Origin of the sequence: Micromonospora sicca (assembly GCF_003172935.1) — a bacterium.
In the GTDB taxonomy this organism is placed as follows: Bacteria; Actinomycetota; Actinomycetes; order Mycobacteriales; family Micromonosporaceae; genus Micromonospora; species Micromonospora sicca.
Genome location: NZ_QGKS01000292.1, coordinates 1 through 12506 on the forward strand (window position 1 = coordinate 1; position 12506 = coordinate 12506).

General features: G+C 72.7%; 13 protein-coding genes. 1 reads left to right on the top strand and 12 read right to left on the bottom strand.

Features of this window, described 5'->3' with window-relative positions:
• Nucleotides 1-127: 127 nt before the first annotated feature.
• The 3 genes from DKT69_RS24105 to DKT69_RS24115 form a co-directional block, all read right to left on the bottom strand.
• A complete protein-coding gene (locus tag DKT69_RS24105; RefSeq protein WP_109803778.1) occupies nt 128-517 on the bottom strand; it encodes an ACT domain-containing protein in 390 nt (129 codons plus the stop codon).
• A 75-nt stretch (nt 518-592) separates the two neighbouring features.
• Entirely contained in the window at nt 593-1051 is a 459-nt protein-coding gene (locus DKT69_RS24110) for a PAS domain-containing protein (RefSeq protein WP_109803779.1), read from the bottom strand.
• 231 nt (nt 1052-1282) lie between these two features.
• Entirely contained in the window at nt 1283-2020 is a 738-nt protein-coding gene (locus tag DKT69_RS24115; protein WP_109803780.1) for a hypothetical protein, read from the bottom strand.
• A 163-nt stretch (nt 2021-2183) separates the two neighbouring features.
• Between DKT69_RS24115 and DKT69_RS24120 the strand changes: the two genes are divergently transcribed.
• A complete protein-coding gene (locus tag DKT69_RS24120) occupies nt 2184-3395 on the top strand; it encodes an arginine deiminase (RefSeq protein WP_109803781.1) in 1212 nt (403 codons plus the stop codon).
• Nucleotides 3396-3467: 72 nt separating this feature from the next.
• Here DKT69_RS24120 and DKT69_RS24125 read toward each other — a convergent pair whose 3' ends face one another.
• From DKT69_RS24125 to DKT69_RS24165, 9 genes are all read right to left on the bottom strand, one after another.
• A complete protein-coding gene (locus DKT69_RS24125; RefSeq protein ID WP_109803782.1) occupies nt 3468-4352 on the bottom strand; it encodes a DUF5926 family protein in 885 nt (294 codons plus the stop codon).
• Nucleotides 4353-4413: 61 nt separating this feature from the next.
• Nucleotides 4414-4830: an ATP-binding protein gene (locus DKT69_RS24130; RefSeq protein ID WP_201749828.1), complete on the bottom strand. Its 417-nt coding sequence runs from the start codon at nt 4828-4830 to the stop codon at nt 4414-4416.
• 66 nt (nt 4831-4896) lie between these two features.
• Complete coding sequence (locus DKT69_RS24135) at nt 4897-6351, bottom strand: sensor histidine kinase (RefSeq protein ID WP_109803784.1); 1455 nt, start codon at nt 6349-6351, stop codon at nt 4897-4899.
• 140 nt (nt 6352-6491) lie between these two features.
• Nucleotides 6492-7283, bottom strand: coding sequence for a glycerophosphodiester phosphodiesterase (locus tag DKT69_RS24140; protein ID WP_109803785.1), 792 nt, complete (start codon nt 7281-7283; stop codon nt 6492-6494).
• A gap of 12 nt (nt 7284-7295) precedes the next feature.
• Nucleotides 7296-7631: a rhodanese-like domain-containing protein gene (locus DKT69_RS24145; RefSeq protein ID WP_109803786.1), complete on the bottom strand. Its 336-nt coding sequence runs from the start codon at nt 7629-7631 to the stop codon at nt 7296-7298.
• 29 nt (nt 7632-7660) lie between these two features.
• Nucleotides 7661-8578, bottom strand: coding sequence for an LCP family protein (locus DKT69_RS24150; RefSeq protein ID WP_201749829.1), 918 nt, complete (start codon nt 8576-8578; stop codon nt 7661-7663).
• A gap of 211 nt (nt 8579-8789) precedes the next feature.
• On the bottom strand, nt 8790-10001 hold the full coding sequence (locus tag DKT69_RS24155; RefSeq protein ID WP_109803787.1) for an LCP family protein: 1212 nt from the start codon (nt 9999-10001) through the stop codon (nt 8790-8792).
• 205 nt (nt 10002-10206) lie between these two features.
• A complete protein-coding gene (locus DKT69_RS24160; RefSeq protein WP_109803788.1) occupies nt 10207-11448 on the bottom strand; it encodes an LCP family protein in 1242 nt (413 codons plus the stop codon).
• 74 nt (nt 11449-11522) lie between these two features.
• Nucleotides 11523-12503 carry an NAD-dependent epimerase/dehydratase family protein gene (locus DKT69_RS24165; protein ID WP_109803789.1) on the bottom strand — a complete coding sequence of 327 codons (981 nt, stop codon included), beginning with the start codon at nt 12501-12503 and terminating at the stop codon, nt 11523-11525.
• Nucleotides 12504-12506: the final 3 nt, after the last annotated feature.

Sequence of the window (12506 nt, forward strand, 5' to 3'; positions counted from 1 at the left end):
GGTCAGCCGCCGGCGGATGAGGGGGCGGGTTGCGGTGGGGGGCACGGTCCGATCCTAGGAATCAACAGACATCAGTACGACCGGGTGGCCGAGCCCATCGTAGGAGGATCACGCGGCGGGGTGAAGGTCACCTGTGCACGCGGTGCCCGGCCCGCTCCAACGCGGCCGTCGCCTCCGCGAGCCGCACCGCGGGCACCAGCACGTGGTCGGTGTCGTACGTGGAGAACGCCACCACGTTCACCCGGGCCCGGGCCAGCGGCTCGACCAGCGCGGTGAGGGTGCCGGTGACGGCCAGGTCGAGCGGGCCGACGATCCGCAGGCACCGCCAGTCCGTCTCCACCACCGCCTGCTCCGGCACCCGTCGGGCGGGGCAGATCACCGAGATCCCGTCGATGCTCCAGCTCACCGTCACCACGTCGTGGTCGCCCAGTCCGCCCCACAGGGTCGGGGAGAGGCTGGAATCCGCCGGTAGTCGACACACGGCGTACCCGCCCGGCAACAGAGCGACATCGAGCATGAGGGCACCATACGTCCTCGGTGACGGTCGGCCCCAGCACCGCCGGGTGCGGCGAGCGCCACCCGTTGTCGCAGCTCAGACCTCGGAGAAGAAGGTGAGTGAGCCGGCGACCGAGTCGTCGGTGAGCACCGGCGTCGAGATCGCGTCCACGGTGGTGCCCGGCGCGTCGGCCCCGGGCCCCTGGACCCGGAGCAGTCCGCGGGCGAGCCGGCCGGAGTGCAGGGCGAGCAGTGGCGGAATCTTGTCCGTCTCCTGCTCGGTCAGCTCGCTGCGGTTGGCCGTGAAGTCGACCAGGCGCAGGCCGCCCTCGAGCAGGGGCCGCCCGATCACGTCGTCCGGCGCGCCGAGGCAGAGCAACTCGCAGCCGGACGCCGAGATGGCCACCACTGTGGTGTCGGCGTCGATCAGCAGGCAGGGCTCGGCGGCGTGGGAGACCGTGCTCGACCACTGCCCGAAGTTGTCGGACTCCTGCCCGGTGGGTGTCCCCGCGGCCGGCGCGAACACTTCCGAGAGCGAGAGCTCGACGTGGGCCACCGCGCCTCCTATGTACACCGACGGTCTGTCCACGCTAGCCGGTCGCCGCGACGACCGCTCGACCGCGTTCCGGCGCACCGGAGATCGGTGCCCCTCGGCTGCCCGGGCGCCGCTGGCGGCGTGGGGCAGGTGTCGGTGAGGCGGGTGCCCGGAGACCGGGCAGCCGGCGACGGCGCGGATCGACGGAACGGCCGAGGCGGATCCCCCGAACCGGTGGCGTCGCCGGTGACGTTACCGGCGGGCGGCCGGCTTGTCAGCGGCCGTTCGGCCCTCGTCGTACCACCGGTAGTCGCCTGCTGGACGGTACGTGCCGTTGAGCCAGGTGTTCGGGTGCTGGGCGACCCGGGACAGCTTCTCCGCGGTGGCGGGGCTGATCCGGTTGCCGCCGGCGACGAGAAGGCGGTCCAGCTCCCGGTGGGTCGCCATCAGGCAGTCCTTCGGCAGGCCGTACACGCTGATCACGCCGGAGCCGACGAAGGTCAGCACCGGGGTCACCGGGATCGGCAGGCCGACCGCCTCGGAGAGGGCCTTGCTCGCTCGCTTCGCGTCCCGGCGCGCCTCGGCCACATAGGGCGGACGCTTGCCGTTGATCTGCACGACGTCGCCGGCGACGAGCACCCGGGCGCGGCCGTGGTCGGCGATGGTGACCGCGAAGAGGCCGCTCGGGCCGATGGCCAGGAATCCGGCCCGGTCGTCCCGGTCCCGGTCGAGCAGGACGTCCACGGCGTCCGTACGCGGCCACTCGATGACGTGCCAGGCGGGACCGAGGTGGTCGAGCTGGCCCAGGGCCCGGGCTCCGGCCGCCTCCAGCCGGCGGGCGCCCCGCTCGGCCCGACGGCGGCGGGCCCATTCCAGTGGGGTCGGTCGGGTCGGTTCGAGCACCGAGGTGGACTCGATCCTGGGCTGTGGCACCGCGACCGGCGGCAGCGCCCGGGTGGGTACGGCTCGACGAGCGGGAAAGACAGTCATCGCGACCTCCGGCAAAAGGTCCCTCGAAGTTATGTCTCCACTACCCTACGTTGCGGACCCCGGTGTTCGGCAAGTTGGAGCGCCGGAATGAGTGCGGATGAATGCCATATTCATTCACACTTCTTTCCCGGATGGTGCCGAACCCCTGTCCTACGCTGCGAAGGTGACCCACTACGTGGACAGCGAGGTGGCCCGGCTCGGCACGGTGCTGCTGCACCGCCCGGGACCGGAACTCGCCCGGCTCACCCCCCGCAACAACGACTCGTTGCTCTTCGACGCTATCCCATGGGTGGGCCGGGCACAGGAGGAGCACGACGCGTTCGCCGCCGCCCTGCGCGGTCGCGGAGTCGAGGTGCTCTACCTGGCCACCCTGCTGGCCGAGACGCTCGCCGTCGCCGACGCCCGGGCCGAACTCACCGAACTGGTGCTGCGTTCGCCCCGGCTCGGCGACACCCTCCGCCGCCGGATCGCCGACCATCTCGCCTACCTCGACCCGGCCGCCCTCGCCGACGTGTTCATCGCCGGGCTCGCCCACGAGGAGCTGCGGCTGGGCCGGGACCGCCCCGGCGGCCTGGTCTGGACGCTGATGGACCGGCACGACTTCGTCATCGACCCGCTGCCCAACCTGCTGTTCACCCGGGACTCCTCGGTGTGGATCGGCGACCGGGTCGGGGTGACCAGCCTGGCGATGCCCGCCCGGCGGCGGGAGACCACGCTGACCGACGCCATCTACCGGTACCACCCGCGCTTCGTCGGCACCGAGTTCGTCTACCATCCGGAGCTGGAGCACCTGGAGGGCGGCGACGTGCTGCTGCTGGCGCCGGGGGTGCTCGCCGTCGGGGTGGGCGAGCGGACCACCCCGGCCGGCGCGGAACGGCTCGCCCGGCAGGTCTTCGCCGCCGGCCTGGCGCACACCATCCTGGTGGTGCCGATCGCGCAGGAACGGGCCACCATGCACCTGGACACCGTCTGCACGATGGTCGACGTGGACGCCGTGCTGATGTACCCGAACATCGCCAGCACCCTGTCGGCGTACACGGTGATCGCCGGCGCGGACGGCGACGAGCCGCGGGTGGGCGGGCCGGCGCCGTTCCTGCGCGCCGCCGCCGACGCGATGGACCTGGACCAGCTCCGGGTCATCGACACCGGTCTGGACCCGGTGACCGCCGAGCGGGAGCAGTGGGACGACGGGAACAACACCCTCGCCCTCGCCCCCCGGCTCTGCGTCGGCTACGAGCGGAACGTGGAGACCAACGCCCAGTTGGAGCGGGCCGGCATCGAGGTGATCGCGATCGCCGGCTCGGAGCTCGGCTCCGGCCGGGGCGGTCCGCGCTGCATGTCCTGCCCGCTGGTCCGCGAGCCGCTGCGGCGCTGACCCCGGCCGGTCGCCGAGCGACTCGGGCCCGCCCGACGCGAGGCGTCCGGCGGGCCCGTCGCGACGTTCGGGTCAGCGGAGGGTGAGCTGCCGGCCGACCAGACCGTGCCGGGCCCGCCGGCCCGCCGCGTCCAGCGGCTCGGTCTCCTTGAGCGCCTCGGCGTACCGGTCGGCGAAGGCGGCGACCGGCGCCTCCCACTCGGTCGCCGGGGTCGCCTCGGGCAGGTCCCACACCGGCACCAGCCGGCCGTGCGCCCGGAACATGCCGGCGAAGCGGGTGTGCTCCCCGAGGGTCAGCGTGCCGGCCACGCTCAGCCGGGACAGCGCGTCCAGGGCGGCGTCCTCGTCGTCCGGCAGCACCCAGCGCACGTGGGCCTTCTCCGGCACCTGGCACCAGTACGCGGCCCGGGCGGCGGCCAGCCGGACGGTCGGGTAGACCGCCGCGTTGGCGCGTTCCAGGGACGCCTGCACGGTCGGGTCGTCGGCCGCACCCGGGTCGAGCCAGAACTCGAAGCCCTCGTGCATGGTGATCTCCAGCGGACCGTCCACCAGGATGTCCTGGAGGCGGGGCCCCGGACCGGGCAGCGGAGGGACGGTGACCTCGCCCCCCGGCTCGGTCCGCAGCGCGCAGAGCAGCGCCTCGGCCAGGTCCCGGGAGACGTCGCCGGACTGCTGGTGCCGCTGGAGGCCGACGAAGACCCGCCCGTCCGGCTTGGTCATCGCCGGGGCGGCCATCGGCAGCACGGTGGCCAGGGTGACCGGTCGGTCGCCGTACTCCTCGACCAGCTCGGGGGTCAGCCGCAGCGGCGCGGAGGCGGCCGGGACCAGCTCACGCAGGGCGATCCACTCCGGCTCGTCCACCAGCCCCTCGAACGGGCGGGGCACGAAGACGTCGCGCACCTTCTCCCGCTTGGGGGTGGCTTCGGTGGCCCGCTGGCTCTTTCGACGCTTGCTCACGGCGAGACAGCCTAGATGCCGGGCGGGCGCGGGGTGGGCGCGACCCGCCCCGGGGGCCGGCTCAGCCGGCCGCGACCAGGTCCGGCCGGGCCGTCGCGACCGGGTCGAACTCGGCCCAGACGCTCTGGCCGAGGCCGTCCCGCTCGACCCCCCAGCGGCTGGCCAGACCGGAGACGATGTGCAGCCCGCGCCCGTCGGCCGCGTCCGGGCTGGCCGCCCGCATCAGCGGGCCCGAGGCGGAGCCGCCGTCGGTGACCCGGAGCTGGACGTGCTGCCCCTCGGTCGTCCACCGCAGCCGCCAGGCCACCCGGACCACCCCGCCGGGCAGCGGGTCGGCGTGCCGGACGGCGTTGCCGACCAACTCGGCGAGGACCGCGACCAGGTCGGCGAGGAGGATCGGCCGGACGAGGTCGGCCAGTTCGTCGGCGAGCCGGTGCCGGGCCAGGCGCGCGCCGGTCGCGTGGTGGGGCACCACCACGCACCATGATCGTTCGGCCGAATCCGTCGACACCGTCGTCCCTCTCCGCCCCCGTCGGTGCCGGGATCATCCCCGCGGCAGCCGCACCTCTGCGACGGTACCGCCACCGACCCTCGGTCGGAGGGATACCCATCCATTCTGCTGTTCAACGATCTGCCGGACGAGATAGAGACCGAGCCCGGCGCCCGGATAGCGCCGCCGGTCGCCGGACTCGCCCTGCCAGAACCGGTCGAACGCCCGCTCCACGTGCTCGGGGCGGATGCCGATGCCCCGGTCGGCGACCCGGAAGGAGACCGTTCCGTCGCAGGCCGACGCGCTCACCTCGATCGGGGTGTCGGGCAGCGAGTACTTCCCGGCGTTGGTGCTCAGCTCGGTCAGCACGGTGGCCAGGCTGCGCCGGTCACCGAGCGCCTTGGGCAGGTCGTCCGGCAGGTCGAGGACGATCCGGTGCCGGACGTCGGCCGGCAGGTCGGGGACCGCGGCGCGGAGGGTGTCGGCGAGGTCGAAGGGGGCGGCCGGCTCGCCGCCGGGCCGGCTGTCGGTGGCCGCGGAGAGCAGCCGGTCGACGAGCCGGGCCAGCTCGTTTGCCCGCTGCCCGATGATCCGGGCCGCCTGTCGCCGGTCGCCGTCGTGGAGCGACTCCCAGTGGTCGGTGAGGGTGTCCGCGTACCCCTTGATCACGGTGACCGGGGTACGCAGCTCGTGGCTGGTCACCGCGACGAAGAGGTCCCGGTCGTGGTCGCGCCGCTGCTGGTCGGTGATGTCGCGGAACGTGACCACCCGCAGCGCGCCGGGGCCGGGCAGTTCCCCGGAGGTGATCCGCAGCCAGCGGCCGTCGGGCATCCGGTGGTCGAGCACCTGCCCCGGCGGGGGCAGCGGGAAGGGCAGCGGACGGCTCAGCGCCTCCCCGGCCGGGCGGCCGGTGACCTGGGCGGCGGCCGGGTTCCAGAGCCGGATGTGGTGGTCCCGGTCCACCACCGCCAGCCCGTCGGCGAGGGCCGCCACCACCGGGCCGTCGCCGTGCACGGGCAAGCCGGTCTGGTCGCCGTACATGTGCGCGATGCAGGAGGCGATGTAGCCGACGACGGCGTGCTGGGAGGTGTCCTCCGGGTCGCCGTCCGGGTAGAGGGCGTGCAGGCTGCCGACGGTCAGGCCGCCGATCTCGGCGCGGGCCACGATCATCCGCAGCAGACCCCGGTCGGCCAGCTCGTCGGCGAGCGCGCCCGGGATCCGGTCCACCCGCACCTGGCGTAGCGGGGGGCCGGAGAGGAGGCAGACGGTGGCCGGGTCGGCGGCCGGCAGCGGGCGGCCGATGGCCCACTCGGCGTCGCCGGTCGCCGCGATCACCCGGCCGCCGGTGGGGGCGAACTCCACGAACGCCAGGCTGGCCGCGCCGATCGCCGGCTGAACCACCCGGAGCAGCCGGGTGAGGACGGGCAGCCCGGAGTCCCCGGCGTTGATCATCTTGATCACCGTGGTGTGGCCGGCGATGAGGGCGGCGTAGTCGGTTCGCTCCGGCATGTCCCGAGTGTGCCCCGGCCGACCGGTCCGGGGACACCCCCGCGTGGCCGACCCGCACCGACCGCCGGGCCGACCGGCCGTGCCCGTGGGGCGCCCGCGTCGCCTCCGGTGATGGACCGGGGCCGGGCGAGGGGTGGGGCTCAGCGGCCGAGCCGGGCCAGCGCGCGGGCCGGGCGGTCGGTGATCACCCCGTCCACTCCGGCGGCGAGGACCAGTTCCAGGTCGTCGGGCTCGTTGACCGTCCAGACGTACACCTGGTTGCCGGCCGCCCGCAGCGCGGGCACGAGCTGCGGCCGGGCCCGTACCAGGCCGATGCCCGGGCCGGCGATCCGGGTGCCGAACGGCAGCCGGCCCAGCCGCAGCCAGCGCGGCAGCACCTCCAGCAGCAGCACGGTGGGCAGTGCGGGGGCGAGGTCGCGGATCCGGCGCACGGCCAGCGGGGAGAAGGACATCACGGTGACCCGTACCGGGTCGTCCGGTTTCGGGTCGGCGAGGCCGTACCGGCGCAGCAGGGTGACCAGTCGCCGTTCCACGTCCCGGCCGTACCGCGAGGGGTGCTTCGTCTCCACCAGCAGCCGGACCGGCCGGCCGGCGGCCAGCACGGCGTCGAGCAGCCGCTCCAGGGTGAGCAGCCGGGTGTGCGACTCGTCGAGCCGCTCGTCGCCGTCGGCCGGGATCCCGCCCGGGTGCCAGGAGCCGAAGTCGAGCATCTCCAGCTCGGCCAACGTGCGCGCGCTGACCAGCCCGTGGCCGTTGCTGGTCCGGTCCAGCCGGCGGTCGTGCACGCAGACCAGGTGCCCGTCCCGGGTCAGCCGGACGTCGCACTCCAGGCCGTCGGCGCCCTCGTCGAGGGCGCGCAGGTAGGCGGCGAGGGTGTGCTCGGGCAGGTCGTACGAGGAGCCGCGGTGCGCGAAGACCAGGGGGTCGCCCATGCCGGTCGGTCCCTAGACGACCCGGCCCGGCTGCCCGTCGTCGGTGACCACCGGCCGGCCGGCGGCGGCCCAGTCACCCATCCCGCCCTCGACGTTGCGCACCTGGTCCCAGCCGTTGCGCATCAGGTACGCGACGACCTGCGCGGACCGCCCGCCGGAGCGGCAGATCACCGCGACCTCCCGGTCGTTAGGCACCTCGGCCAGCCGGGCGGGCAGCTCCATCATCGGCAGGTGGTGGGCGGCCGGCGCGTGGCCGGCGGTCCACTCGTCGTCCTCCCGGACGTCGAGCAGGTAGGTGTCGTCGGGCACGGCCGACGCGGGCACGCTGGGAACCTGGGGTCCGAACACGGCTACCAAGCCTAGTCGGGCCGGTCCGGTCACAGCCGGTTGACCCAGCGGGGATTGGCCCCGGCCCACTCGGGCAGCCGGGTGCCCCGGACCGCGTCGAAGAGCCCGTCGCCGCCGTTGTCGAGCACCACGTAGGAGATCTCGTCGATGGTCTGCGGGTACGACGGGACCTGGACCCCGTGCAGCGCGTCCGCGGGCAGCGACCGGAACGCGAGCAGCAGGTCCTCCAGCGGTACGCCGTTGGTGTCCACGGTCAGCGAGCCGCCCACCGCCCGGAGCACCTGGTCGAGCTTCACCGGGTCGCTGCGCAGGTGCGTCTCGCCGGCCTTGTCCAGCACGGCGCGGAGCATCTGCTGCTGGTGCCGCTGCCGGTCGTAGTCGCCGCCGGGCAGGTCGTAGCGCTGCCGGACGTAGTCCAGCGTCCGGGCCCCGCCCATCTGCTGGCAGCCGGGGGTGAAGAGGGTCCCGGTGTGGATCGAGCGGACCTCGGTGTCGACGCACATCCGGATGCCGCCGAGCAGGTCGATGACCTCCTTGAACCCGGAGAAGTCGATCAGCGCCGCCCCGTCGAAGTGGATCCCGGTGAGCCGGGTCAGGGTGGCCGAGAGCAGCCGGGCGCCGGCCTGACCGCCGCCGCCGTGCTCGTACGCGGCATTGATCTTGTCCTGGCCGCCGCCGTAGCCGGGTGCGGGCGGGATGGCGACCAGCAGGTCCCGGGGGATCGAGATCAGGTACGCCTGCCGCACGCCGGCCGGCACGTGCACGATGAGGATGCTGTCCGAGCGCTGGTCCTCGGCGTTGGCGCCGGCGCGGTGGTCGGAGCCGACGAGGAGGTAGTTGAGCGCGCCGGAGAGGTCGGTCCGCCGCTGTCGGGCGGCGGGGTCGAGCAACTGCTCCTTGATCACGGCGCGGTCGTACCGGTTGCTCAGCCAGTGCAGTCCGGCCACGCCGAGCGTGGCGAGCAGGACCAGGGCGAGGCCACTGCCGAGCAGGAACCGGGGGAGGCGGGCGCCTCGTCCGGCCCGCCCGCGTCTGGTCCGTGCTGGCCTGGACGTGACGCCCCTCCCGCAGCCGTGACATGAGACCTTCTCACGTCAGGCTACGGGCCGGGCTCCCGGCGGCGGCCGCTTTCGGCGCAGCTACCGCCGGGTCACCGGGTCAACTACGAGTGGAGAGGACGCTCGGGTTGGCCACCACGAACTCGGCGAGCTTGTCGTCCTTGACCGCCTGGAACATGTCCATGGTGAGCTGGTTGAGCACCTCTCTGTGGTCGGCGTTGCCATTGAAGGTGCCGCCGTTGGTGCGCAGCGTGGTGAGGTCGTTGCCGCTGACGCCCTTCATCGTGTAGATGAAGTCGTCGATCGGCACGTTGCCGGTGTCCAGGACCAACGCCTTGCCGGCCGCGTTGATCAGCTGGTTCAGCTTGATCGGGTTGGTCAGCGTGCCGCTCTGGGTCGCCTTCTTCGCCATCGCCTTGATCAGCTGCTGCTGGTTCTGCTGACGGTCGTAGTCGCCCTTCGGCAGGCCGTAGCGCTGGCGGGCGTAGTCGAGCGCCTCCCAGCCCTCCATCTCCTTGCAGCCCTTCTTGTGCACCACCGGGGTCATCGGCTTGCCGGTCTTCTTGGCGTCGGCGTTCCACATCGGCTTGCCGTCGACCATCATCATGTGGTGGGACTTGACCTCGTGGCTGACGCAGATCCGGACCGTGCCGAGGGCGTCGATGACGCTCTTGAAGCCACCAAAGTTGATGATCGCCGCGCCGTCGAAGCTGATCCCGGTCATCTTCTTGATGGTCTTGGCCATCAGCTGGGCGCCGCCCTCCCAGCCGCCGCCGTTGCGGGCACCCGCCTGGAAGGCCGCGTTGATCTTGTCGGTGCCGCCCTGGTAACCGCTCTTCTCGAAGGGCGGGATCTGCGCCTCGGTGTCCCGGGGGATCGAGATCAGGTACGCCTGGTCGTGGGTGGCCGGGATGTGCAGGATGATGATGCTGTCCGAGCGCACGTCGTCGGCGGCCCAGCGGGCCCGGGCGTCGACGCCGAGCAGCAGCATGTCGATCGGGCCGTCCAGGCTGCTGCCGCCCTCGGCGTCGGTCTTGCCGGCCTCGCCGAGCAGGTTGCGCTGGGCGATGTTGCCGGTCGCCTGGCCGATCACGGCCTTGCTGCCGACGATGGCGAGGCCGCTGGTCATCATCAGCACCGCGCCGAAGATCACCGTGAGTCGGGCCCAGAGCGGGTCCTTCCGACGGGTGCGCTTCTTGGACCCGCCGTTGCCGCGGCCGCCGGGGCCGGGCTGGGTCGGGATGAGGGGCGGCACCCGGCCGGGTGCTCCGGGATCCAGTGACTGAGGGCGACGGCTGGTCTGAACCGGCATGCGTGCTCCAGCTCGATGATCGGGGGGCTCGACCACTGTACGTACCCGTTCCCGTTCTTGCGACCTCCTGGGGGAACTATTCCCGCCAATCCCGGCACTCGATCCACTGGTTCGGCCGAACGGCCAATTGAAAAGAACCGGTCGGCGGTTGGCTCGCCGTGGACGAGCCTTGACCGCCGACCGGTCGAGTGTTTCGGAGGGGGCGTCAGCCGCCGTTCCCCGCACCGCCGCTCTGCTGGTTGGCCTGCACCCAGTCGGCCATGGTGTCCGCCGACATCGCCTGGTACATCGCGAGGGCCTTCTCCCGGTCGGAGACCACCACCGACTCGCCGTTGATCGTCTGGCTGCCCACGTTCGGGCTGGTGATGAAGGTGAGGTTCTCGCCGCGCAGGCTGCGGAACTGCATCGCCATGTCGACCAGCGAGAATCCCTGGTCGACGGTGGCCGCGTCGGTCACCGACGTGAGGAAAGCGTTCAGCTTCTTCGGGTTGGTCAATGTGCCGGTGCTCGCCGCCTTGTCCATCAGCGCCTTGAGGAATTCCTGCTGGTGGCGCATCCGGGCGAAGTCCCCCTCGGGGAACTGCTTGCGCTGCCGGATCCAGTCGAGCGCCTCCGCGCCGTCCATGTGGTTCACCCCCTTGGTGAACGTCCGGTACGGCTTGTGGATCGACGTGATCGTCCGCTCCACCTTCAGGTCCACCCCGCCGAGCGCGTCGGTGACCTCCTTGAAGCCGGCGAAGTCGATCGCCATGACGTGGTCGATCCGCACGTCGCTGAAGCACTCCACCGTCTTCACCGCGAGCGGCAGGCCACCGAACGCGAACGCCGCGTTGACCTTCGCGCGCTGGCCGGAGTCGCAGGACGCGCCCGCGTTCTCGGGGATCCGCACGTAGAGGTCGCGCGGGACGGAGACCAGGTAGGCCTGCTTGTGGTCGGCCGGGATGTGCATCACGATCAGCGTGTCCGCCCGCCACTTCCCGGCGCTCTCCACCGGCGCGTCCGGGTCCCGGGAGTCGCTGCCGACCAGCAGGATGTTCAGCGCGCCGTCGACCGTCTTGGTGGGCCGGCCGCCGGTGATCTCCGAGAAGGGGTCGGTGCGGGCCAGGTCGTTGTTGAGGTTGCGGGCGTAGAACCACGCACCCGCGCCGCCGAGCAGCGCGAGCACCAGTACCGCGACGCCGGCCACCAGGCCGATCCGGCCCCAGCGCGGGCGCGGGCCGCGCCGTCCCGGCCCGCCGGCGCCGCCGCCCGGGCCACCCGGACCGGAGGGTCCGCCCGGCCCGCCGGGACCGCCGGGAGGCGGCTGCTCGTCGTACGACGGGTACCACTGGGCCTCGGTGGCGCGGGCGCGCCCGGCGGGGGCCCGGCCGGAGCCGGGGACCTGGGCACGGCCCGCGCTCCGAAGCAGGTACGGGAGCGGGACGCCAACTGTGGTGGTCGCTGACATGTAACCGAGGGTAGGTCGGTCGAGCCAGTACCGCTCTCAGGCGAGCGCGGGTGTCAGCGTCCGCCCAGGCGGGATCAGTACCCTAACCGCTCGCGGAAGTACTCGATCGTGCGTCCGAGGCCGTCTTCGGGCGCCACGGTCGGCTCGTATCCGAGCAGTTCCCGGGCGAGGGTGAGGTCCGGCCGGCGCATCTCCGGGTCGTCCGCACTGCGTGTGATGTAGCTCACCTCGGAGCTGCTTCCGGAGAGTGACACGATCAGTTCGGCGAGTTGCCGCATCGACATCTCGTGCTCGGTGCCGCAGTTGATCGGGCCCGTCTCGGTGGAGTCGAGCAGCAGCAGGATCCCGCGCACCAGGTCGTCGACGTAGCAGATCGAGCGGGTCTGGTTGCCGGTGCCGTGCACGGTGATCGGCTCGCCGCGCAGCGCCTGCGAAATGAAGGTCGGGATCGCCCGGCCGTCGTCCGGGCGCATCCGCGGGCCGTACGTGTTGAAGATCCGGACGATCGCGGTGTCCGTGCCCCGGCTGCGGTGGTACGCCATGGTGGCCGCCTCCGAGAAGCGCTTCGCCTCGTCGTAGACGCTGCGGACGCCGATCGGGTTGACGTTGCCCCAGTACGTCTCGCGCTGCGGGTGCTCCTTCGGGTCCCCGTACGCCTCGGAGGTGGAGGCCATCAGGAACCGGGCGCCGTCGGCGGTGGCCCGCTCCAGCAGGTGCAGGGTGGCCACCGAGCCGACCCGCAGGATCTCCACCGGCAGCTTCTCGAAGTCGGTGGGGCTGGCCGGGGAGGCCATGTGCAGGATCGCGTCGAACCGCTCGGCCAGCGCCGGGTGGTCGGTCGGCAGCCCCTCGGAGATGTCCGCCTCGACCAGGGTGAAGGTCGGCTTCTCGAACAGGTGGGCGACGTTGTCCTTGGAGCCCGTGACGAAGTTGTCCAGCACCACGACGGTGCAGCCGCGGGCGATGAGGGCGTCGACCAGGTGGGACGGCACGAAGCCGGCGCCGCCGGTGACGAGGATTCGGTGTCCGGGTCCGAAGCGGGGCTCTACCTTCATGCC